The organism is Gordonia sp. PS3, assembly GCF_041950545.1.
Lineage (GTDB): Bacteria > Actinomycetota > Actinomycetes > Mycobacteriales > Mycobacteriaceae > Gordonia > Gordonia sihwensis.
Genome location: NZ_CP169524.1, coordinates 3637106 through 3658644, shown reverse-complemented (window position 1 = coordinate 3658644; position 21539 = coordinate 3637106). Strand labels below are relative to the sequence as shown.

General features: G+C 68.1%; 21 protein-coding genes. 13 read left to right on the top strand and 8 right to left on the bottom strand.

From position 1 onward, the window contains the following. Nucleotides 1-27: 27 nt before the first annotated feature. Nucleotides 28-732: a DUF2231 domain-containing protein gene (locus tag ACE11G_RS16955; protein WP_375003184.1), complete on the bottom strand. Its 705-nt coding sequence runs from the start codon at nt 730-732 to the stop codon at nt 28-30. A 105-nt stretch (nt 733-837) separates the two neighbouring features. Further along, nucleotides 838-2091, bottom strand: coding sequence for a serine--tRNA ligase (gene serS, locus ACE11G_RS16950; protein WP_006897150.1), 1254 nt, complete (start codon nt 2089-2091; stop codon nt 838-840). Between the two features lie 80 nt (nt 2092-2171). Between serS and ACE11G_RS16945 the strand changes: the two genes are divergently transcribed. Next, complete coding sequence (locus ACE11G_RS16945) at nt 2172-3566, top strand: septum formation family protein (protein WP_062367827.1); 1395 nt, start codon at nt 2172-2174, stop codon at nt 3564-3566. A gap of 1 nt (nt 3567) precedes the next feature. After that, complete coding sequence (locus tag ACE11G_RS16940) at nt 3568-3918, top strand: metallopeptidase family protein (protein ID WP_006897148.1); 351 nt, start codon at nt 3568-3570, stop codon at nt 3916-3918. Nucleotides 3919-3942: 24 nt separating this feature from the next. On the opposite strand, the gene ACE11G_RS16935 is transcribed toward ACE11G_RS16940, so the two are convergent. Together ACE11G_RS16935 and pheA are read right to left on the bottom strand one after the other, a co-directional pair. Continuing rightward, nucleotides 3943-4608 (bottom strand): histidine phosphatase family protein, encoded by a 666-nt coding sequence (locus ACE11G_RS16935; RefSeq protein ID WP_062367828.1) that lies wholly within the window; start codon nt 4606-4608, stop codon nt 3943-3945. A gap of 4 nt (nt 4609-4612) precedes the next feature. Continuing rightward, complete coding sequence (gene pheA, locus ACE11G_RS16930) at nt 4613-5542, bottom strand: prephenate dehydratase (RefSeq protein ID WP_006897146.1); 930 nt, start codon at nt 5540-5542, stop codon at nt 4613-4615. 114 nt (nt 5543-5656) lie between these two features. On the opposite strand from pheA, the gene ACE11G_RS16925 reads away from it, so the two are divergent. Both ACE11G_RS16925 and ACE11G_RS16920 read left to right on the top strand, forming a co-directional pair. Then, nucleotides 5657-6427 carry a DUF2470 domain-containing protein gene (locus ACE11G_RS16925; protein WP_006897145.1) on the top strand — a complete coding sequence of 257 codons (771 nt, stop codon included), beginning with the start codon at nt 5657-5659 and terminating at the stop codon, nt 6425-6427. A 36-nt stretch (nt 6428-6463) separates the two neighbouring features. Next, nucleotides 6464-7291, top strand: coding sequence for a CPBP family intramembrane glutamic endopeptidase (locus ACE11G_RS16920; RefSeq protein WP_375003180.1), 828 nt, complete (start codon nt 6464-6466; stop codon nt 7289-7291). 182 nt (nt 7292-7473) lie between these two features. Here ACE11G_RS16920 and ACE11G_RS16915 read toward each other — a convergent pair whose 3' ends face one another. From ACE11G_RS16915 to ACE11G_RS16905, 3 genes are all read right to left on the bottom strand, one after another. Beyond that, entirely contained in the window at nt 7474-8112 is a 639-nt protein-coding gene (locus ACE11G_RS16915; protein WP_062367829.1) for a TetR/AcrR family transcriptional regulator, read from the bottom strand. Further along, nucleotides 8099-9676 carry an MBL fold metallo-hydrolase gene (locus tag ACE11G_RS16910; protein ID WP_062367830.1) on the bottom strand — a complete coding sequence of 526 codons (1578 nt, stop codon included), beginning with the start codon at nt 9674-9676 and terminating at the stop codon, nt 8099-8101. Before ACE11G_RS16910 ends, ACE11G_RS16915 begins: the two co-directional genes overlap by 14 nt. A gap of 98 nt (nt 9677-9774) precedes the next feature. Further along, on the bottom strand, nt 9775-10656 hold the full coding sequence (locus ACE11G_RS16905; RefSeq protein WP_278125750.1) for a helix-turn-helix domain-containing protein: 882 nt from the start codon (nt 10654-10656) through the stop codon (nt 9775-9777). Nucleotides 10657-10847: 191 nt separating this feature from the next. Here ACE11G_RS16905 and ACE11G_RS16900 point away from each other — a divergent pair, with 191 nt between their 5' ends. Further along, nucleotides 10848-11708, top strand: a complete 861-nt coding sequence (locus ACE11G_RS16900; RefSeq protein ID WP_375003177.1) for an SDR family oxidoreductase — start codon at nt 10848-10850, stop codon at nt 11706-11708. Between the two features lie 21 nt (nt 11709-11729). Here ACE11G_RS16900 and ACE11G_RS16895 read toward each other — a convergent pair whose 3' ends face one another. Next, a complete protein-coding gene (locus ACE11G_RS16895; RefSeq protein WP_375003175.1) occupies nt 11730-12314 on the bottom strand; it encodes a TetR/AcrR family transcriptional regulator in 585 nt (194 codons plus the stop codon). Between the two features lie 114 nt (nt 12315-12428). Between ACE11G_RS16895 and ACE11G_RS16890 the strand changes: the two genes are divergently transcribed. From ACE11G_RS16890 to ACE11G_RS16855, 8 genes are all read left to right on the top strand, one after another. Continuing rightward, the gene (locus tag ACE11G_RS16890) at nt 12429-13565 is read left to right on the top strand and encodes an acyl-CoA dehydrogenase family protein (RefSeq protein WP_006897138.1); all 1137 of its coding nucleotides are present in this window, start codon (nt 12429-12431) and stop codon (nt 13563-13565) included. A 69-nt stretch (nt 13566-13634) separates the two neighbouring features. Then, nucleotides 13635-14408: a 1-acyl-sn-glycerol-3-phosphate acyltransferase gene (locus ACE11G_RS16885; RefSeq protein ID WP_006897137.1), complete on the top strand. Its 774-nt coding sequence runs from the start codon at nt 13635-13637 to the stop codon at nt 14406-14408. A gap of 2 nt (nt 14409-14410) precedes the next feature. Beyond that, on the top strand, nt 14411-15181 hold the full coding sequence (locus ACE11G_RS16880; protein ID WP_375003172.1) for a lysophospholipid acyltransferase family protein: 771 nt from the start codon (nt 14411-14413) through the stop codon (nt 15179-15181). Next, the gene (locus tag ACE11G_RS16875) at nt 15178-16014 is read left to right on the top strand and encodes an HAD family hydrolase (RefSeq protein WP_045538148.1); all 837 of its coding nucleotides are present in this window, start codon (nt 15178-15180) and stop codon (nt 16012-16014) included. Before ACE11G_RS16880 ends, ACE11G_RS16875 begins: the two co-directional genes overlap by 4 nt. 125 nt (nt 16015-16139) lie before the next feature. Continuing rightward, complete coding sequence (locus ACE11G_RS16870; protein WP_375003170.1) at nt 16140-17759, top strand: SpoIID/LytB domain-containing protein; 1620 nt, start codon at nt 16140-16142, stop codon at nt 17757-17759. Nucleotides 17760-17864: 105 nt separating this feature from the next. Beyond that, the gene (glf, locus tag ACE11G_RS16865; protein ID WP_062367833.1) at nt 17865-19067 is read left to right on the top strand and encodes a UDP-galactopyranose mutase; all 1203 of its coding nucleotides are present in this window, start codon (nt 17865-17867) and stop codon (nt 19065-19067) included. Continuing rightward, nucleotides 19064-20965: a glycosyltransferase gene (locus ACE11G_RS16860; RefSeq protein ID WP_062367834.1), complete on the top strand. Its 1902-nt coding sequence runs from the start codon at nt 19064-19066 to the stop codon at nt 20963-20965. The genes glf and ACE11G_RS16860 overlap by 4 nt, the downstream gene beginning before the upstream one ends. Then, complete coding sequence (locus tag ACE11G_RS16855; protein WP_006897131.1) at nt 20946-21539, top strand: phosphatase PAP2 family protein; 594 nt, start codon at nt 20946-20948, stop codon at nt 21537-21539. Before ACE11G_RS16860 ends, ACE11G_RS16855 begins: the two co-directional genes overlap by 20 nt.

The following is a 21539-nucleotide window of genomic DNA, read 5'->3' as shown; positions in this document are numbered from 1 at the left end:
CGAGGCACGGGCCGGAATCTTCATCGATCACCATCCCGTCGTCGAGCCGGCCCCGGCGTGGATGCACGTGGCCGAGAGCGCATGGACGCGGCCGTCGACGAGCACGAGAACGACGGGCACCGCCGCGGCCTCGACACGCAGGGGTTTGCGTTCTTCGAGCTCGTGCAGCGCCGCCACTCGCGTCCACTCGGTGACCGCTGGTTCGAATGCGGTTCGGTTGACGCCGACGCCGCGGGCGAACGAGAGATGGCCGCCGAGGTACCCCGCCCCCGCCGTGAGGGCGAGACCTATCGTGCTCAGCGCCACCCCCGCCTTCGATCGCCCGCGCATCCGGGCCACCCATGAGCAGGCGTGCACACCCGTGGCCGCCAGGTTCATCACGCCGTGGACGAGGCCTATCCGCCGGTCGCCGCCGTACGAATCCGACCAATCGGAGGCTCCGGCCGCAGCGGCGGGCGCAGCGCTGAGCACACCGAGCGCGACCAGCCGCCTCGCGCCGTCCGCGTGACGAGTGCCGCCGAAGTAGTCGAGCGCGGACGCCATCGTCCAGGCGCCGATCGGCAGATCGGTCAGCACCGGATGCAGTTGATGGCCGAGTGCGCTGCCCGACAGTGCGTTCTTCACCGCATCGCGCCGAGTCACGCGGTGTACCGCACCGGCGAGCGGCGCTGCGGCCCGATCGGCCTCCTCGAACTCGCTGATGCGATCGATCAGTCTCTGTGGCACGTCCATCGACCCGAGGTCCTCTCTGGCGGTTTCATCCGTGCCGTCGGATACCCGGCGACGGCACGGATGAAACGGTTTCGAGGGCGCGGACGACGACGTCCGGAATGCCGACTACACCGGTCGGATGTGTTCCACCCCGACGAACCGCGCGAGTTCCTCGGGAAGGCGAACCGAACCGTCCGGCTGCTGGTGGTTCTCGAGGATGGCGACCAGCCACCGGGTGGTCGCGAGGGTGCCGTTGAGGGTCGCCGCGATCTGAGGCTTGCCGTTCTCGTCCCGGTAGCGGACAGAGAGTCGTCGTGCCTGGAAGGTGGTGCAGTTGGACGTGGAGGTGAGTTCGCGGTACGTGCCCTGCGTCGGAACCCATGCCTCGCAGTCGAACTTGCGGGCGGCCGAGCTGCCCAGGTCCCCGCCTGCCACGTCGATGACTCGGTACGGCACGTCGATCGCCGCGAGCATGTCCTTCTCCCAGCCCAGAATCCGCTGGTGCTCGGCCTCGGCGTCCTCCGGCTTGCAGTAGATGAAGCCCTCCACCTTGTCGAACTGGTGCACGCGGATGATGCCGCGGGTGTCCTTGCCGTACGACCCCGCCTCGCGGCGGAAGCAGGTGGACCAGCCCGCGTAACGCTTCGGTCCGCCGGAGAGGTCGAGGATCTCGTCCTTGTGGTACCCGGCGAGAGGCACCTCCGACGTGCCGACGAGGTACAGGTCGTCCTCGTCGAGGTGGTAGATCTCGTCGCTGTGCGCGCCCAGGAAGCCGGTGCCGCCCATGATCTCCGGTTTCACCAGGACCGGCGGGATCATCAGCGTGAAACCGTTGGCGGTCGCCTTCGCCGCGGCCATGTTGAGCAGACCGAGCTGCAGCATCGCGCCCAGACCGGTGAGGAAGTAGAACCGCGAACCCGACACCTTGACACCGCGGGCCATGTCGATGAGGCCGAGGCTCTCTCCGAGTTCGAGATGGTCCTTCGGGTCGTCGATGGCGCGCGGTTCACCGACGTGTTCGAGGACGAGGTAATCGTCCTCGCCACCGGCCGGGGCATCGGTGATGATGTTCGAGATGGCGCGGTGCGCGGCCTGCGACGCGGAGTCGGCGTCGTTCTGCTTCGCGACGGCGGCCTTCACCTGCTCGGCCAGTTCCTTGCCCTTGGCGAGCAGAGCGGTCTTCTCGTCTCCGGATGCCTTGCCGACGAGTTTGCCGAGCGACTTCTGCTCCGCGCGCAGGGCGTCGGCTTCGGCGATCGCCGAGCGCCGTGCCGCGTCCGCCTCCAGGAGCTGGTCGACGAGTCCGGGATCCTCGCCGCGGGCACGCTGGGAGGCACGTACAAGGTCGGGGTTCTCACGCACGATCTTCAGGTCGATCACACGTTGAACCCTACTCGGAACACGAGGCGAGCAACGACCAGGCATGATGGAACGCGATGACTTCGAAGAGGGATCAACCGATGCATGACGGCCGCGGCGACGACGAGGCCCGCCCCGTCGTCGACGGCGATGCCGACGTGTGGGGGCCGGTCGGTGCCGTCGAAGGCGATGAGCAGGCGACCGCAGAGCTCCCGGAGATCGGCGGGGAGGCGGAGCCGACGGCCGGACTCGACGACTACGACGCGGAGGTCGAGGACGACGTCGAGGAGTGGGGCGTCGAACCGGAGGACGCCTACGACTACGGCGACGACGGATACGGCGACGACGACTACGGTGACGACGGAGAGCGCGATGGGGACGACGGGGGGCCCGAGCCCGCCGACGGCCGCGAGCCGGCCGACTCCCGCAACCGGATGCCGAAGAACTCGTTGCGGCTGGTGCTCGGGGCCGTGCTCGTCGGTGCGCTCGCCGCGGGCGGAGTGATGCTCGGAACCGGTGTCTTCGACGACGTCGGCGATGTCGGCTCGTCGGTCATCGGTGAGGGATCGCCCGCGCAGGAGAACGACTTCACCCGATCCGAGGCGGGCGACTGCCTCACCTGGAGCGCCGACACACCCGGCGAGCCGAGCGCGGTGGCGTGCGAGTCGCCGCATCGGTTCGAAGTGGCCGGTGTGCTCGACACCTCCGCGTTCCCGAGCTCCGAGTTCTCCTCGGAGGCACCGTGGCCCGGACCGGAGCGCTTCGCCGCGATCCGCGATGAGAGCTGCGGCGTGATCGTCGACCGCTACCTGGGCGGTGGACTGGATCCGCAGGGCCGGCTCTCGCCCGGACTGATGTTCCCGTCGAAGGTGGAGTGGGAACGCGGCGTGCGCAGTCTGCGCTGCGGAATCGAACAACCCGGTGCCGGCGGCGGCCAGGAGGAGTTCACCGGCCGCGTCCGCGATGTGGACCAGTCGTTCGCATGGCCCGACGGCACCTGCATCGGCATCGACAAGACCACCCGCAAGGCCACCAGCAGCGTCGTGAACTGCGCCGAACCCCACGCCTTCCAGGTGACCGGCACCGTGGACCTGTCCCAGCGCTTCGGGGGCCGCAACTCCGGCAAGCCGTGGCCCAGCGTCGCGGATCAGAACGACTACCTGAAGACGATCTGCCCGACGCAGACGAACAGGTTCTTCGGCGGCGCGCAGAAGTTCAAGGCGACCACGCTCAACGTGCAGTGGTCGGTGATCTCCGAGGTGAGCTGGCTGACGGGAAGCCGGCGTGTGGTCTGCTACGCGGCGCTGCCCGACCGCGGCGGCTTCGCGACCCTGGTCGGCGACGCCCGCGGCGGACCGGACACGCTGCTCATCAACGGCGGCAGTCCGAAGCCGGTCGACGTCGGCCCGCCGGGACGGTCGGTGGGCGAGCCCGTGCCACTGCCTCCCGGTTACACGCCGAACGACGCGCAGCTTCCCGCGCCGGCAGGCGGCTGACATGCCGCTGCGGATGTCGGAGCGAGAGTTCGAGAACCTCGTCGGCGATGCGCTCGACCTCCTCCCCGAGGAGCTGATGCACGCCATGTCGAACGTCGTGATCCTGGTGCGTCCGCACAACGAGGACGATCCCGGCATCCTGGGCCTGTACACGGGTGTGGCGCTCACCGAGCGGACCACCGAGTACAGCGGCTTCCTGCCCGACACGATCGAGATCTATCGCGAGCCGCTCCTCGCGATGTGCCATTCGGCCGAGCAACTGCGCCGAGAGGTCGCGATCACCGTGCTGCACGAGGTGGGGCACCATTTCGGTATCAGCGACGAGTGGCTGCACGCCAACGGTTGGGGCTGACCGGATCAGGCCGTCGGGGCCGGGTCAGCCCATCGGATCCTCGTAGCCGGGTGCGGTATCCGAACCGTCGGCGTCCGGCAGTGCGGCTTCGCCCCATCGGTGGCAGACCCACAGATCGCCGGTGAACTCCAACTCCACCGAACCGGTGTTGTTCAGGTAGTTCTTCATGGCGAACTCCGGGTCGAGCCGCGTCAGGTGTGCGGCGATCAGCCGGATCGCCGCACCGTGGGAGACCAAGTACACGTCCCGCTGATTCGCGCCGGTGAGGTACCGCGACGCCAGATCGTCGATGATCGGCAGATAGCGGTCGTGAAGCATCTCCAGCGACTCGCCACCGGGCAGCCGGGCGTCGAGGTCGCCCCGGTGCCAGCGCGCGACGATCTCGTGGAACTGCTCATGCGCCTCGCGGTCGCTGCGCCCCTCGAGGTCGCCGACCTGGATCTCGTGAACGCCTTCCACGGTCTCGGTGGACGAGTCCCACACCGATCCGATCAGTTCCGCGGTCTGCTGCGCCCGATTGGCGACAGAGTTCACCAGCACCGCCGAGTCGGTCAGCGGGTGTTCGAGCCCGAACCGCACGCCCTGTCGCGCGCCGAAATCGGTCAGCGACGCGCCGGGAAGTGCGGTGTCGAGACGTTTGAGCACGTTGGACGTGGTCTCGCCGTGCCGGACCAGGTGAAGCCTTGCCATGTCTTTAGAGTTCTCCAGAAAGAAGACGGTGGAACCACTCGCGTGACTCGGTGTGGTCGGGCGGTGTCGCGGCCGTGGTCACGGCCAACTGCGGGTCGACCGGCCACGATCCGAGAAAGACCACACGTTCGGCACTGCGGTGCAGGGCGCGGAGCGCCTCGCCGACCGCAGCGTCCCGAACGTGGCCTCGCGCGTCGAGATAGAAACGGTACTGTCCGGGGCCGACCGGCCGCGATTCGATACGGGTCAGGTCGATGCCGCGCATCGCGAACTCGTTCATCGCCGCGACCAGGCTTCCGGGCGTGTTCGGAAGGTCCAGAATCACCGACGTGCGGTCTGCTCCCGTCGGTTCCGGCGGCGGCCCCGCAGGCCCCAGCAGCAGGAACCGGGTGACGGCGTCGTCGGAGTCGGCGACGCCGTCGGCCAGCGTCGCCAGCTCATGCATCCGCGCCGCGGCGGCCGTGGTCACGGCGGCGTCGGCGCGACCCTCGGCCACGTCGCGCGCTGCGCCCGAATTGGAGGTGGCGACGACCACCTCGGCCCGCGGGAACAGCTCTTCGATGCTGCGGCGGACCTGACCCGCGGCCACCGGATACGCCGCGACGGTCCGCACGTCGGCGGGGTCCATGGGCGTTGCCGCGGCGACGGTGAAGGAGATGTCGAGAGCCGCCTCCGCGTACGCCTGGACGCGCGGGAGGCCGGCGCTCGGCGACAGGGCGTCCATCGTGGCCGGGACCGCTCCCTCGAGCGAACTCTCGATGGGGACGCAGCCGAAGTCCGCGCCCCCGCTGCGGATCAGATCGATGACGGCCGGCGGATTGCTCACCGCGATCTTGGTCGCCGTCGATGCCTCGCCGCGTCGGCGCAGGACGGCATCGAGCGCCATCTCGGTGAACGTGCCGGCGGGGCCGAAGTAAGCGTAGACGGGCACCATTTCACAGTAGTCGAGAGAAACCGGCCGTGCGGCCGGGGCGTTGACGGCGAAAAGCCCTCAGGTTAGGTTAGGTGAGCATAAGTTAGGCTTAGCTAATTAGACCGTTTCCTGGAGGTGGACGTGAACACGATCCTCGCGCCGTGCGATGCCGAACTGATCCAGACGGCCTGCCGTCGTGCTCATTCGGGAACGCTGTCGGTCAGTGCGCCGGACTGTGCGGCGACCGAGCCGAAGGGGTGCGATTCGGTCGGGATGGTCCATCTGTTCGAAAGCGACGCCTTTCTCCTGGTTCCCGACGAGACGCCGGCGCTGCGCCTGGTCCGCGAGGGCGGAGACGTCACGGCGATGGTCGAGGTCATCGACGTCGCACCGGTCAGGATGCGCGAGCGGGTGCGGTCGCTGATCTGGTTGTCGGGCACGCTTCACGAGGTGCCCGCACGGCTCGAGCGCGACCTGGCGGTGGAGATCGCCGGTGACCACCCGGACGAGAAGCTGCTCGACGTGGGCCACGGATACAGCCTCATGCGAATGGCGCTCGAGTCGGCTGTCATCGCGACGTCGACCGGGGCGGGCGGCGTCGACGTGGACGCGCTCGCCGCCGCGAGTCCGGATCTGTTCTGGGAGTTCGAGAACGACTGGCTGGTGCACCTGGACGCCGATCACCAGGACCTCATCTGCCAACTCGCTCAGCGCTTGCCCGACCACGTCCGAGGCGGGCGCGCCCGGCCGCTGCGCCTGGACCGGTTCGGCATCACCTTCCGCGTGGAGGTCGGCAATCGCGATGAAGACGTGCGGATGCCGTTCGCCCGCCCGGTCTCCCGCATCCCGGAACTGTCCGCGGCGATTCACTCGCTGGCCCTGCATCCCTGCTTCGGCGAGGACTGAACGCATCGCCTCAGTGCTGCCGCTACCGTTGGAGCGGTGAGTTCTGAGGCGGGCGGCATCCGCGGACTTCTGCGGGCTTTCGTCCACCCGCCCGCGCCTGCCGTGGGACGCGTCGACGACCGCGGCGAACGGCGTGCGATCGTCGTCGAACTGATCCTCGTCGGCGTTCTCACCTTCGGGTTCTCGGCCGTGTACGCGGTGCTGTCGTTGGCGGAGAACGCTCTCACCGCGGGCATCGGCGACACGACGGTCGCCCTCAACCCGGTGAGCTCGTCGGTGGCCGCGATCGACGTGATCCGTCAGTCGATGAGCGTGGTCCGCCTGCTGGCGATCGGTGGGTTGGGCGCGTACCTGCTGTGGCGCAGCGGAATCGGCCTTCGGCGGATCGGCCTCGGGCGGCCCGTGCGTGCGGATGTGCCGCCCGCCGCAGTCCTGGCGGCGATCATCGGACTGCCCGGTCTGGCGCTGGTCGCGTTCTCTCAGGCGATGGGCTGGAATTCGCAGCTCGTGGCGGCGCCGGACGACGGTCTGTGGTGGCGGATCCCGGTTCTGGCGATGAAGGCGTTCGGCAACGGGTTCGCCGAGGAGGTCGTCGTGGTCGGCTACTTCATGACCCGGCTACGGCAGTTGGGCGTCGGAGAGCGGGGTGCGCTGGCGTCGTCCGCGCTTCTGCGCGGCGGCTACCACCTGTACCAGGGCGTCGGTGCCGGCGCGGGCAACCTCGTGATGGGTCTGGTGTACGGACGCTGGTATCAGGCGACGGGGCGGCTCTGGCCGCTCGTCCTGGCGCACGCGCTGATCGACACCGTGGCCTTCATCGGTTATGCGGTCCTGGTCGCGACCGGTGTGCTGAATCCGTCCTGACCTGTGGCAAGAGAAAGCGCGGCGCAGTTTGCGGATTCTCCCCCAAACCGGCGCCGCGCCCTCCGGCGATCCGAGCAGCTCCCTCCCAAGAGCCCCGATTCCACCCGGACCGAGCACGCGGTGTGAGACTCTAGCGTCTCAGAACCTGTGCCAAAGCTATCACGGTTAACCGGCTGTGTGCACTAGTCAGTGCGGTCGATTGCGATGTGAACGAGTATGTCCGACAGCAGATCTACGATCTCCGACCGGTCCGGACGCTCCTGTGCCGTCCCCCAGCGGTGAACGACCGAGGTCAGCGCGCCGATGAAGGCAGTCGCGGCGTAGTCGACGTCTTTGCGCGTGGTTCCCGGGATCGTTGAAATCGTGTCGGCGATGAACCGCGCCCATGTCACACGACCGGCGAGACGACGCCGTTCCACTTCGGCGGAGACCCCGACGACCTCGATGAAGGAGCATCGGATAGCTCGCGAATCGGTCGCGATCGTGTCGATGTAGGCGCTCATCGCCGCGCGCGCCGCCTCGCGGGGATTCGTCTCCCCGAGCGCCCGCACCGCGTCGACGACAGTCTTGCGTGCGTGCTCCTGGATCTTGTCGTAGACCTCGGCGAGCAACGCCTCCCGGCTCGAGTACTCCTCGTAGAACTGTCTGCGCGACAATCCGGCCTCGGCGCACAGCGCCGAGACCGTGACGGAGGAGAAGCCGAGGGTGCCGAACAGCTCGAGGCCGGCCTCCTGGAACCGTTCCCGCCGCTCAGCCCTCCGCTCGGCCAGTGAACGGCCGGCATAGCACCGGCTGGGGGCGTCCGGACTAGGGCTCGGCACGCTGTGCTCGCAGCTCGTGTCCCTTCGACGTCAGGCAGCGCCCGCTCGCCAGATCCCACTGCCAGCCGTGCAGGTTGCACGTGAGCTTCTCGCCCTCGATCACGCCGAACTTGCTCAGATCGGCCTTCAGGTGCGGGCAGCGGCGCTGGATCTCCCACCCGTCGAGCTCGATGGACGCCGAGTCGTCGTGCGCCTCGGAGAACCAGCCGTCGGCGTAGGCGATGCGCTCATCGGTGAGGCACTTGAAGAAGGTGTACAGGTACTCGTTGTATCCGCCGATCCGCCAGGTGGTGAACCGGGTCGAGAGGAAGATGGTGTTCACCCAGTCGGGTTCGTCGTCGCGCAGCACCGTGCGCACCAACTCGGGGGCGATCCGGAATCCGTACCGGTACTTGCCGTCGCCGTCCTCGCGCATCCGCACCGTTCGCTTGGGGAAGTCGAGCACGTACGTCTCTTCTCCCACCACCAGACCGACGGGGTAGCCGATGCCGTCGCAGATCAGGTCCGACTGCTTCATGATCGGCTCGAACTTCTCGCGCAGCGGTTCCAGGAGCGACGGTCCGTCGGGTGAGGCCCAGGTGGCCTTCTGCGCGGCGATGACCGGAGCGAACTTCTCCTTCATCGCCTCCAGGTAGGCCTTCTTGTTCTCGCCGAAAACCGTCTCCGGGGGATACGGGTGCACGATCTCGCGAAGTTCGTCTCCCGCGAAGTCGGCCGCCGACCCGGAGACCATCATCAGTCCGCGATGTTTGACCCCGTCGTCGGTGCCGTGCGTGCGCATCTGTTCCAGGAACTCCGCCTGATCGGGGAAGATGCTGGCCTTGTCGGCATCGCTGCCGGTGTTGAAATCGTTGAGACCGAACAGGTCGTCGTCCAGGAACATCGGCGGCCCGGCCGACGGGACCACCCACGTGGCACCGACCTGCTCGATGTACGAGCGTGCGCGGTCCATGCCGCGCTGGCGCTTCTGCATCGCGAAGTTGGCCTTCGACTTGCGGGGGATGTCGTAGACCATCGGGTACCAGATGGCGCCGGAGTACTGCAGCAGGTGCACATCGACGCGGCCGAACTCGTCGGCGATCACGTCGAGATCGATCGGGCGGGCGTCGTTCATGTTGAAACAGACGGTCTCGCCGTCGTCGACCACCAGACCGGAGTCGCCGATGGGGCCGTCGGCGGGCGCGCGGAGCGCGATGATCATGATGTCCAGATCGCCCTTGGGTCCCGAGACGGTGTGCTTCGTGGAGTCCTGCGTCTCGACGAACTTCGTGAAGCCGAGGCGTTCGAGCTCGCGGCGCAGATCCGGCACCGGGTAGTCCGGCAGCAGCACGGTCGCGTCCTTGTTCACGTTCTCGAGCAGGTTCTGCTCGTCGTAGTGGTCGCGGTGCAGGTGCGAGACGTACAGGTAGTCGCAGTCGCCGAGCGCCTTCCAGTCCAGATCGGAGTTGTCGGGGAAGGGCACCCAGGAGGCGAAGTACGCGGGGTTGACCCAGGGATCGCAGAGAATCGATCCGGCTGCGGTCTGGATGTGGAATCCGGCGTGGCCGATGCTGGTGATCTGCACGGGGTGCTGCCTTTCGGGTGGCGCAGGGGCTGTTGTTCCAGGGTATCGCCGAGCACGGTCGGCGGTGGGGGCAGATCGTCGCGCCGTGACCGGCGTCGCTATCGCGGATCGGCGCGCATCAGGTCAAGTGCGAAGCCGACGTACAACTGTGCCACCCGCTCCGGCGACAACGGGCCGCCCGGTCGCCACCAGCCGGAGATCGCCGTGCACATGGTCACGACCGCGCGCGAGGCCTCGTGCGGATGGTCCGGGTGGAACCGCCCCGCGCGCACGGCGGCGTCGACCTCCTCGTCCACCATGTGCTGCAGATCGGTGCGGCGTCCGGCGATCCGGCGCCGATTCTCCGGATCGAGACTGCGCAGTTCGCTGGTGCCGATGAACGCGAGCTCGCGCCGGTAGGTGTGCAGCAATGCCAGATGCTCCACCAGGAAGCAGAAGCGTTCGACGGGGTTCCGGCCGTCCGCGCGGGCGATGGCGCCGCGGTCGGTCGCCGCGCTGACGGCGAGCTCCTGCAGCGTCATCAGGATGTGCTGCTTGTTCTCATACCTGGTGTAGAGAGCCGAGACCGTGCTTCCGCACCGGTTCGCGATGCTGCGGATGGTCGCGCCGTGGTATCCCACTTCGACGATCTCGTCGAGCGCTGCGGCGAGAACGGGATCGAGGACGAGTGGGCGGTACCGTCGCCAGTCGCCGTCGTCGGGCAGGATGCCGCCGGCTGTGGGCGGCCCCGGAGCCGGCGGTTCGGGGACTTCGGGGCACAGGAGCGCCGCCGGCGGAAGTCCGAGTGCGTCGGCGATCCGGGCGAGCCGAGCCACGCGAAGCCCGGATCGCCCGTTCTCGATCAGGCTGAGCGTGGCCGTGCTGACGCCGACCGCCGCGGCGAGATCGCGGAGAGTCCGCCGCTGAGCTAGGCGTGCCGCTCGGATCCGCGATCCCAGCTCGGCTTCGATAGTGGCGGCCGACGCCGAATCATCGTTCATGGATTTAAGGATACTAAATCTGCCGTGTGCGATCGGAGCGGTTCGCGAAAGGACTGACGGTCTGTTTTAACGGGCTTGAAGTGCGTGGATCGGGCTATTGACGGATCGCGTCCGAGCCTTCTACGTTCGGATCGAATACGAACGATCGATCTGGGCCGTCACGGCTCGGATCGGTGGACAGGAAGGCGACCATGACCGAAACGGGTTCACTGCGCGGCAAGACGCTCATCATCTCCGGCGGCAGCCGCGGCATCGGCGAGGCTGTCGCGATTCGCGCGGCGCGCGACGGCGCGAACATCGCGCTGCTCGCCAAGACGGCCGAGCCGCACCCGAAGCTCCCCGGGACCATCTACACCGCGGCCGCGGCGATCGAAGAGGCCGGCGGGCGGGCGCTGCCGATCGTGGGCGACGTCCGCGACGACGAGTCCGTCGCCGGCGCCGTGGCGCAGACGGTGGAGCGGTTCGGCGGCATCGACATCGTGGTCAACAACGCATCGGCGATCGATCTCACCGCCACCGAAGACATCCCTATGAAGAAGTACGACCTCATGCAGGACATCAACGCGCGCGGCACGTTCGCACTCTCGAAGGCGGCGATCGAGCACCTGCGGAAGTCGGAGAACCCGCACATCCTGACCTTCTCGCCCCCGGTGGACCTCGCGCCCGAATGGTTCGATCAGGTCGGGGCGGCGTACACCCTGTCGAAGTTCGGCATGACCATCCTGACGCTCGGCTTCGCGCGGGAACTCGCCGCGGACGGCATCGCCGCGAACACGTTGTGGCCCCGGACCTCGATCGCGACCGCGGCGGTCCGCAATCTCCTCAGCGAGGAGATGCTCCGGGGTGCGCGCAGTGCCGACATCATGAGCGACGCCGCGTACGCGGTCCTGACCAAGCCCGCGGCGGAGTTCACCGGCCGGTGCCTGATCGACGACGACGTGCTCGCCGCGGAGGGGATCACCGACTTCGAGCCGTACCGGGCCGAACCCGGCACCGGACCGCTCGAGTTGGACTTCTGGATGCGATGGCCGGACCGGTCGCCTGGGCGCTGACCTGGCCGCGGATGATCCGGGTCAGGCGCTGATCCCCGCTGTGAGGAGCGCAGCCAATTCGCGGTAGGCGCCGGCGTCGTCGAGGCCGGTGACCGCGCGCACGTCGCCCTGCTGGATCCGGACCATCGCGGTCGCGGCCAGGTCGGCGGCGAAAGCCGCGTGCACGTCCCGGAACTGGCCGGTGGCGACGCCCTCGTCGATCAGCTCCCGCACGCGCGCCGCCGCGATCCGGGTGTTCTGCTCGTACGCCTCTCTCGCCGGAGCGAAGGCGGCGAGATCGGTCATGAACGCAGGCGAGGCCCCGCCGAGTGCGTCGCCCACCGCCTCCAGATAGGCGGTGATCTTCTCGCGCGGCGACGCGGCCTCCGCTACGGCGGCCTCGACGTCGTCGGTGGCCCGGCGGAAGAAGTGGATGGTGGTCGCGCGGACCAGTTCGCCCTTGCTGGCGGCGAGCGTGTAGAGCGTCGACTTGGAGCACCGCAGGCGCCCGGCGATGGCGTCGAGGGTGAAGTGGGCGAAGCCCTCCTCGAGGAACATCGCGAGCAACTCGTCGAACAACTGCGAGCGGCGTCGCGTGGCGAAGTCGGGATCGGTCGGCGCGGACATGGGTTCGATAGTACTGACCAGGGGTACTGCTCCTTGTCTTGTAGTACTGCCGGCCCGGCAGTACTCTGAAACCGTTCCCAGTACTGTTCGCTTTCGAATCCCGAGGAGTCCGACGTGCCCGTCGACCGCCTGCTGCCGACCGAAGAAGCCCGCGATCTGATCGACCTGACGCGCGACATCGCGGACAAGGTGCTCGCTCCGATCGTCGACGAGCACGAGAAGGCGGAGAAGTATCCGGAGGGCGTGTTCGCGAAGCTCGGCGAGGCGGGGCTGCTCAGCCTCCCGTATCCCGAGGAGTGGGGCGGCGGAGGGCAACCGTACGAGGTGTACCTGCAGGTACTCGAGGAGATCGCGGCGCGCTGGGCGGCGGTCGGCGTCGCAGTGAGCGTGCACAGCCTGGCATGTCATCCGCTGTTCGCCTTCGGCACCCGGGAACAGCAGGAACGCTGGCTTCCGGAGATGCTCGGCGGGGCGAGCATCGGTGCGTACAGTCTGTCCGAACCGCAGGCCGGATCCGATGCCGCGGCCCTGGCATGCCGCGCGGAGGCGGTCGGCGACGACTACCGGATCACCGGCGAGAAGGCGTGGATCACCCACGGCGGCGTCGCGGACTTCTACAACCTGTTCGCCCGGACCGGCGAGGGGTCCAAGGGAATCTCCTGCTTCCTCGTGGCGGACGGCACGGAGGGCCTCAGCTTCGGGCGCCCCGAGGAGAAGATGGGCCTGGCCGCCGTGCCGACCACCTCCGCCCGGTACGACGGTGCGCTGGTGCCGGCCGAGCGCCGGATCGGTGCGGAGGGCCAGGGACTCCAGATCGCCTTCAGTGCGTTGGACTCGGGACGCCTCGGCATCGCGGCGGTCGCGACCGGCATCGCACAGGCGGCCCTCGACGAAGCGGTGGCCTACGCCAAGGAGCGCGAGACCTTCGGCCGCAAGATCATCGACCACCAGGGCCTCGGCTTCCTGCTCGCGGACATGGCCGCGGCCGTCGACTCGGCGAGGGCGACGTACTTGGACGCGGCACGGCGCCGCGACGCCGGACTGCCGTATTCGCGCAATGCGTCGGTGGCCAAGTTGGTGGCGACGGATGCGGCGATGAAGGTGACCACCGACGCGGTCCAGGTGTTCGGAGGCAACGGCTACACGCGCGACTTCCGGGTGGAGCGATTCATGCGCGAAGCGAAGATCACTCAGATCTTCGAGGGCACCAACCAGATCCAGCGGCTGGTGATCAGTCGATCGCTCGCATGAGCGCGGGAGCCGGCGACGACGCCTCGCGGAGTCCTGCGGTGTCGGAGCCGGTGACTAAGCTCTGTTGACATGGAACCCGTGTACGCCGGAGTCGTGTCCACCGCCCGTCTGCTCTGGCTCGCCCAGGGCTTGAAGTTCGATATCTCCGGTGTGGAGAACATGCCGGCCCACGGTCCCGGGGTGGTGGCCATCAACCACACCGGCTACCTCGACTTCACCTTCGCGGGCATTCCCGCATTCCTGCAGAAGCCGCGGCGGTACGTCCGCTTCATGGCCAAGAAAGAGGTCTTCGACAACGCCGTCGGCGGACCGATCATGCGGTCCCTGAAGCACATCCCGGTCGATCGCGCCAACGGTGCGCAGAGTTATCGCGACGCCGTCGACTACCTCAAGCGCGGTGAGTTGGTCGGCGTCTACCCGGAGGCGACGATCAGCCGGAGCTTCGAACTCAAGGAGTTCAAGTCCGGAGCGGCGCGGATGTCGCTGGAGTCGGGCGCGCCCATCATCCCGACCATCATCTGGGGAGCGCAGCGGATCTGGACCAAGGGACATCCGCGGCAGCTCGGCCGGACCGGATTCAAGATCATGGTCGGGGTCGGCGAGCCCCTGAGGCCGGAGGGCACGCCGGAGGAACTGACTCAGCGGTTGTTCGACTCCATGCGAGCCAAGCTCACCGAACTGCAGGACGGCTACGGCGAGTACCCGGCGGGTGAGTTCTGGGTGCCCGCGGCGCGCGGCGGCGGTGCCCCCACGCTCGAGGAGGCCAACGCGATGGACCGCGCGGATGCCGAGGCCAAGGCGGCGAAGAGGGCTCGGCGCGAGGCGTCCGGAGATGCGGACTGACGATGGAGCCGGTCTATCGAACCCTCGAGGGGATCGCCGGATCGATCATGCTGGCGCAGGGGGTTCGGCGTCGCTACTTCGGCCTCGAGAACGTTCCCGCCGCGGGCGGGGGTGTCGTGGTGATCAACCACACCAGCTACGTGGACTTCATTCCGGCCGGTCTGGGGCTCCACCAGCGCGGTCGACGCGGGCGGTACCTCATCAAGTCCGAAGTGATGGACCTGGGCATCATGAGATTTCTCGTCAAACACGCCAGGGCGGTGCCGGTGGACCGTTCAGCGGGCGGGGACGCATATCGATCCGCCGTCGACGCGCTTCGCGGCGGTGAACTCATCGTCGTGTACCCCGAGTCGACGGTCAGCCGCAGCTTCGAACTCAAGGAGTTCAAGTCGGGAGCTGTGCGGATGGCGGCCGAGGCCGGCGTACCCGTGATCCCGACGATCGTCTGGGGCGCACAGCGGCAATGGACCAAGGGCGCCAAGCGCCGGATCGGATTCCATCGCATCCCGATCGACGTCGAGTTCGGTGCGCCGATGACCTTCTCCGCCGACGAGGATCCCGCCGTGGGCACGGCCCGACTGCGCGAGACGATGACCGTCCTTCTGCACCGGGCGCAGGACCGGTACCCGGAGGCGCCCGCCGGTGCCGATTGGTTGCCGGAGAGACTCGGCGGCAGTGCGCCGACACCCGCGGAGGCACTGGTGATCGAGGACGCGGAAGCAGCGGAGAAGGCGCGACGTCGCGCAGCCAAACGGGGGAGCCGATCCGAATGACCACCGACTCGCCGACTCCGACGATGATCGCCTCGGACGTCGACGGCACCCTGATCGACGACGACAACCGGATCTCCGGCCGCACGGTCTCGGTGCTGCGCCGCGCCCGTGAGCGCGGCGTCGAACTGGTTCTGGCTACCGGTCGCCCGCCACGCTGGATTCCCGAGATCACCGATCAACTCGCGGACACCCCCGCCGCCGTGCGCTACGCGGTCTGTGCCAACGGCGCCATCGTGTATGACGTCGCCACCGACACGGTGCTGCACGCCGCGACCCTCGAACCGGGCGCACTCGCTCGGATCGCCGAGATCTGCGCGGACGTACTGCCGGGATGCGGGCTCGCCGCGGAGCGGGCCGGAGGCTCCGCCTACGACACCGCGACGCCGCCGTTCGTCGCGACGCCGGGCTACGAACACGCCTGGCTCAATCCCGATCACGTCTATGTGAGCCAGGACGAGGTCGCCGCGTCGCCTGCGGTCAAGCTGCTGGCACGAATGCCGAGCATGTCCTCGCGCGCGATGGCGGAGGCGGTGGCGCCGCGCGTCGGCGACCTGGCGGAGATCACCTTCTCGATCGACACCGGCCTGATCGAGTTCTCACTGGCCGGAACGCACAAGGCCGCAGGGCTCGCGTGGCTCGTGGAGCATTCGGACGTCGACGGACGGGCACCGATAGCGTTCGGCGACATGCCCAACGACGCCGAGATGCTGCGGTGGGCGGCGCACGGCGTGGCGATGGGGCACGGCGATCCGGCAGCGGCGGAGGCGGCCGACGAAGTGACTTCGTCGAACCTCGACGACGGTGTCGCCCAGGTCCTCGAACGCTGGTTCTAAAAGCGTGACTCGGTTGTGACCGTCTGAACTTGTCGTGTCCGCAGTCTGGTCACTACTGTCACAGGAGTCCCACTAGTCACACGGGCCACACGCATGCAGTGGTCCCGCCATAAGGGGTTGTGCAGTTGCCGAATGTTCGACCGAGCCGAGCCAAGAAGCGAACTCTGACCTTCGCTGCCCTGGGCCTGGCGCCCGCGTTGCTCGCGGGTGGTCTGGTCGTCGGCGGCACCGACGTGTTCTCCTCCGACGGGGTCGCCCTGGCGGCGAACACGCCGATCGTCCTCGACGGGCACGGGCACGGGCACGGACGCGGTCTGGGCCAGTGGGGTGCGTACGGCTACGCGAAGCAGGGGTGGTCGGCGGATCAGATCCTCCGGCACTACTACGGAAACACAGTCGCGGGGAAGGTGAGCACCCCCGACGTCACGGTCTCGCTGAGCGAGAAGGCGTCGGTCGGTGTTCATGCGGCTGCCGGAATGCGCGTAGGCACGCAGACGGTCGCTCCCGGACAGGCGGTCAGCCTGTCCGGGGGTACGGCCACGATTACCGACGGCTGCGGCGGCGCCGTCGTCAGCACTGTTCCGGCCACGCAGGTGGACCCGATCAACCCGGGGACCAACCGGCGGGACCAGGAACTGCTGACCTTCTGCAACGGGGGCGACAAGTACCGCGGCTCCATCGGCATCGGTCCGGGCGGCGTCTACAACAAGCTGCACGTGGACGACTACGTCAAGGGTGTGATCCCCAAGGAGTCGATGCCGTCCTGGGGTGACACCGGCGGATTCGAGGCCCTCAAGGCGCAGGCGGTCGCGGCGCGCTCCTATGTGTTGGCCGGACTGGCCGCGGGTCGCAAGATCGACAACACCCAGGCGTCCCAGATGTATCACGGCGCCTCCGGCGAGGATCCCCGGACCAGCCGGGCCGCCGACGCCACCGCCGGGCAGATCCGGTTGCTGAACGGCAAACCCGCTCTCACCGAGTTCTCGGCCTCCACCGGCGGGTACACCGCGGGCGGACTCTTCCCGGCCGTCCGCGATGCGGGCGACTCCATCGCACCCGACCACTCGTGGTCCGCGACCGTCAGCGCGTCGAGCATCGGCTCCGCGTTCGGCGTCGGGTCGCTCAAGAGCTTCGAGGTGATCGAGGCCAACGGTCTCGGCGAAGGCGGCGGCCGCGTCGTCAAGGTCCGGGTGACCGGCACCGGCGGAACGGTGGAGGCCTCGGGCAACGACGCGCGGGTCAAGCTGCAACTGAAATCGGACTGGTTCTCCGTGCGGGGCCAGAAATCGATGCCGAAGATCGTCAAGCCGCAGGTGGGACCGGACTCGCCGGGAGGGGGACTGCTCGACCTCAGCCCGCTGGGCGCCGTCCTCAACCAGATCGTGCCCGGGCTGTCGGCGGTGGGACTGCCCGACGTGACCGGCATCGTGGGCGAGGTCACCCCGATGCTGGAGAAACTGGTCACCGAGGGACTCAAGCAGCTCACCGCGAAGCAGGTGGATCTGAAGCAGGTGAATCTGGAGCGCAGCGACAACTCGCAGGGCTCCACGGGCACCGTCGCCAAACCGGAACTGCTCACCGACGGCAAGGGACTGCCGGGTCTGGTGCAGGTGCTGGAGAACGGCGTCATCTACTTCAGCCCGCTCACCGGCGTGCACGCGCTGATGGGCCAGTCGCTGACCGACTTCCTGAACGCGGGCGGCCTCGCCGCGCTCGGTTTCCCCACGCGGGACGGCCTGGGCTGACGGTTCTCACGGCCTCTTTCACGGACGAATCTCACACCGCCGGGCGGGCCGTCGCGCGTGCTCGCTGCGGGAATACTCAGGATCGGTCCGATAGGCTGAACAGTCGTGACGAACAACAGCACCTACGACTTGATCGTGGTCGGCTCGGGTTTCTACGGCTTGACCGTCGCCGAACGCGCAGCGACGCAACTGGGGAAGCGAGTGCTCGTCGTCGAACGGCGTGACCACATCGGTGGCAATGCGTACTCGGAGGCGGAGCCGGAGACCGGCATCGAGATCCACAAGTACGGCGCGCACCTGTTCCACACGTCCAACGAGCGTGTGTGGGAGTACGTCAACCAGTTCACCGACTTCACCGGCTACCAGCATCGAGTCTTCGCGATGCACAACGGCCAGGCCTACCAGTTCCCGATGGGCTTGGGCCTGGTGTCCCAGTTCTTCGGCCGCTACTTCACCCCCGACGAGGCGCGTGCGCTGATCGCCGAACAGGCGTCCGAGGTCGACACCGATGCGGCGGCGAACTTCGAGGAGAAGGCGATCAGCCTGATCGGCCGTCCCCTCTACGAGGCATTCATCAAGCACTACACCGCCAAGCAGTGGGAGACCGATCCGAAGAACCTCCCGGCGGGCAACATCACCCGTCTGCCGGTCCGTTACAACTTCGACAACCGCTACTTCAACGACACCTACGAGGGTCTGCCGGTGGACGGCTACACCGCGTGGCTGGAGAACATGGCGGCCGATGAGCGCATCGAGGTGCGGTTGTCGACCGACTGGTTCGACGTCCGCGACGAGCTGCGCGCCGCGAGTCCCGACGCACCCGTCGTCTACACCGGCCCGCTGGATCGCTACTTCGACTACTCGGCGGGCCGGCTCGGCTGGCGCACGCTCGATTTCGAGCTCGAGGTGGTGCCGACCGGCGATTTCCAGGGCACCCCGGTGATGAACTACAACGATGCCGACGTGCCGTTCACGCGGATCCACGAGTTCCGCCACTTCCACCCGGAGCGGAAGAGCTATCCGACCGACAAGACCGTCATCATGCGGGAGTACGGCCGCTTCGCCAAGGACGACGACGAGCCCTATTACCCGATCAACACCCCGGACGATCGCGCCATGGTGAACGCCTACCGCGAATTGGCGAAAGCCGAGGCGGCCTCGTCCAAGGTGCTCTTCGGCGGTCGCCTCGGCACCTACCAGTACCTGGACATGCACATGGCCATCGCCAGCGCGCTGACCATGTTCGACAACACGCTGGCGCCGCACCTGCGCGACGGTGCGCCGCTGGCCGAGGGAGCGGCCCGATGACTCAGGCACAGCAATCCGGAGCGGTCAGCCTGCTTCAGCGCGTGATCTTCCCGCGTCCCGGTGAACCGCTGGACGTTCGGTCGCTGTACCTCGTGGAGTCGCCGAGCAACGCCTCGCGCGCCCACGCGCCCGACCGCACCAGCGTGCGGCTCGGCGCCGATTCGGAGATCAGCTTCGCGACCTACTTCAACGCCTTCGCCGCCTCGTACTGGCGCCGCTGGAGCGTCCTGGACTCGGTGGTCCTGCGCGTCGAGGTGCGCGGAAATGCGCGCGTGGACCTCTACCGATCCAAGATCGACGGCTCCCGTATCGCGATCGGCGGCGATCTGGTTCCGCTCGGGGACGACGGGACCGGCGTGTTCGAGTTTCAGACCGACCTCGGCCCGTTCGAGGACGGCGGCTGGATCTGGTTCGACATCACCACCGACACGGACACCGAGATCCTCTCGGCCGGGTGGTATGCACCGATCGAGCCCGCACAGGCCGGCACCGACCGCGTCACCGTGGGCATTCCGACCTTCAACCGCCCGGCCGACGCGGTCGCGGCATTGAGCGCGCTGACCTCGGACCCGATGGTCGACGCCGTGATCGACGCCGTCCTGATGCCCGACCAGGGCACCCGCAAGGTGGTCGACGAGGACGGCTACTCGGCCGCCGCCGAGCGCCTCGGTGATCGTCTGCACATCTTCGACCAGGGCAATCTCGGTGGGTCGGGCGGCTACGCGCGCATCATGTACGAGGCGTTGCGGCTCACCGACAGCCCGTACATCCTGTACATGGACGACGACATCATGATCGAGCCGGACTCGATCCTGCGTGCGCTCGCGATGTCGCGCTTCGCCAAGTCGCCGATGTTGGTCGGCGGTCAGATGCTGAACCTGCAGGATCGCAGCCATCTGCACTGCATGGGGGAGGTGATCGACCGCAACCGGTTCATGTGGACCGCCGCTCCGTTCGTCGAGTACGACCACAATTTCGCCGAGTATCCGCTCAGCGATCGCGAGAACTCCAAGAACCTGCACCGGCGCATCGACGTCGAGGGCAACGGCTGGTGGATGTGCATGATCCCCCGCGAGGTCGCGGAGACCATCGGCCTGCCGATGCCCCTGTTCATCAAGTGGGACGACTGGGAGTTCGCGCTCCGTGCCGAGCGGGCGGGCTATCCGACCGCGACCATCCCGGGCATCGCCATCTGGCATATGGCGTGGAGCGACAAGGACGACGCCATCGACTGGCAGGCGTACTTCCATCTGCGCAACCGCCTGGTGGTCGCGTCGATCTACACCGACGGCTCCATCGACGGCATCCTCAAGTCGATGGCCAAGGCCACCGCGAAGCACCTCCTGTGCCTGGAGTACTCCACGGTCGCCATCCAGAACGAGGCGATCCGCGACTTCCTCGCCGGGCCGGAGCACATCCGGTCGCTGCTGCCCACCGCCCTGGGCAAGGTGGCGCAGATCCGCAAGGGCTACCCCGACGCGGTGGTGCTTCCCTCGGCCACCGACCTGCCGACCGCCACTGGGGAGGCCACGGCGCTGGGCGCAGACGTCCCCACCGGCCCGGTCGCGAAGGTGAAGGCACTCGCCGCGGCGGTCGTGAACAACGTGCGCCCGGCCGATCCCCGGCATCACAGCGTCCCGCAGGCCAATTATCCGCCCATCGAGGCGCGCTGGTTCTCGCTCGGCCGGGTCGACGGCGTCACCGTCACCACCGCCGACGGTCGCGGGGTGGTCTACCGCCAGCGTGATCGCGACAAGATGCTGTCGTTGGCAAGGGAGTCGGCGGCTCTCGTCAAGCGTTTGCGCGATGAGTTCGACGCGAAGCGGGACGAGTACCGCGCCGCACATGACGATCTGGTGAGCAAGGAGAGCTGGGCCCGTGTCTTCGGAATCGATTGATCAGATCGCCGCGCCGGAACCCGCGACCGGCGAGGCGGCGATGCTGGTGGCCGTTCAGTCGGCGATCGCCGACCGGCCCGGCGTGCTCTCCGGCGCACGCGGACTCTCGCATTTCGGAGAGCACTCGCTGGGCTGGCTGGCGCTCGCCGGGGCCGGCGCCTACGCCGCGCACCGACGTGGCGACGAGGTCGCGCGCCGCCGCTACCTGGAAGCCGGTGCCGGCGCATTCGTGGCGCATGCCGCGTCCGTGGTGATCAAGCGCGTGGTGCGCCGCAGGCGCCCGAGCCACCCCGACATCCGCGTCGGCGTCGGGACCCCCAGCAGGCTGAGTTTCCCGTCCAGTCACGCCACGTCCACCACCGCTGCGGCGATTCTGCTGGGGCGGGCCGCGGGCAGTCCCGTCGCGCAGGTGCTGGTGCCCGCCGCGGTGGTTCCGCCGATGCTGCTTTCGCGTCTGGTTCTGGGTGTCCATTACCCTTCCGATGTGGCCGCCGGCGCTCTTGTCGGTGCAGTGACCGCGGGAGCGGTGATCGCCGCCGATGCACAATCCCGCAACCGAGACTCGAGCAAGTGA

What these genes read in the sequence shown, in the direction of transcription:
- ACE11G_RS16955 (WP_375003184.1), bottom strand. Translation starts at nt 732, where the DNA reads ATGGACGTGCCACAGAGACTGATCGATCGCATCAGCGAGTTCGAGGAG.
- ACE11G_RS16945 (WP_062367827.1), top strand. Translation starts at nt 2,172, where the DNA reads ATGCATGACGGCCGCGGCGACGACGAGGCCCGCCCCGTCGTCGACGGC.
- ACE11G_RS16940 (WP_006897148.1), top strand. Translation starts at nt 3,568, where the DNA reads ATGCCGCTGCGGATGTCGGAGCGAGAGTTCGAGAACCTCGTCGGCGAT.
- ACE11G_RS16935 (WP_062367828.1), bottom strand. Translation starts at nt 4,608, where the DNA reads ATGGCAAGGCTTCACCTGGTCCGGCACGGCGAGACCACGTCCAACGTG.
- pheA (WP_006897146.1), bottom strand. Translation starts at nt 5,542, where the DNA reads ATGGTGCCCGTCTACGCTTACTTCGGCCCCGCCGGCACGTTCACCGAG.
- ACE11G_RS16905 (WP_278125750.1), bottom strand. Translation starts at nt 10,656, where the DNA reads ATGAACGATGATTCGGCGTCGGCCGCCACTATCGAAGCCGAGCTGGGA.
- ACE11G_RS16900 (WP_375003177.1), top strand. Translation starts at nt 10,848, where the DNA reads ATGACCGAAACGGGTTCACTGCGCGGCAAGACGCTCATCATCTCCGGC.
- ACE11G_RS16895 (WP_375003175.1), bottom strand. Translation starts at nt 12,314, where the DNA reads ATGTCCGCGCCGACCGATCCCGACTTCGCCACGCGACGCCGCTCGCAG.
- ACE11G_RS16885 (WP_006897137.1), top strand. Translation starts at nt 13,635, where the DNA reads ATGGAACCCGTGTACGCCGGAGTCGTGTCCACCGCCCGTCTGCTCTGG.
- ACE11G_RS16880 (WP_375003172.1), top strand. Translation starts at nt 14,411, where the DNA reads ATGGAGCCGGTCTATCGAACCCTCGAGGGGATCGCCGGATCGATCATG.
- ACE11G_RS16875 (WP_045538148.1), top strand. Translation starts at nt 15,178, where the DNA reads ATGACCACCGACTCGCCGACTCCGACGATGATCGCCTCGGACGTCGAC.
- ACE11G_RS16860 (WP_062367834.1), top strand. Translation starts at nt 19,064, where the DNA reads ATGACTCAGGCACAGCAATCCGGAGCGGTCAGCCTGCTTCAGCGCGTG.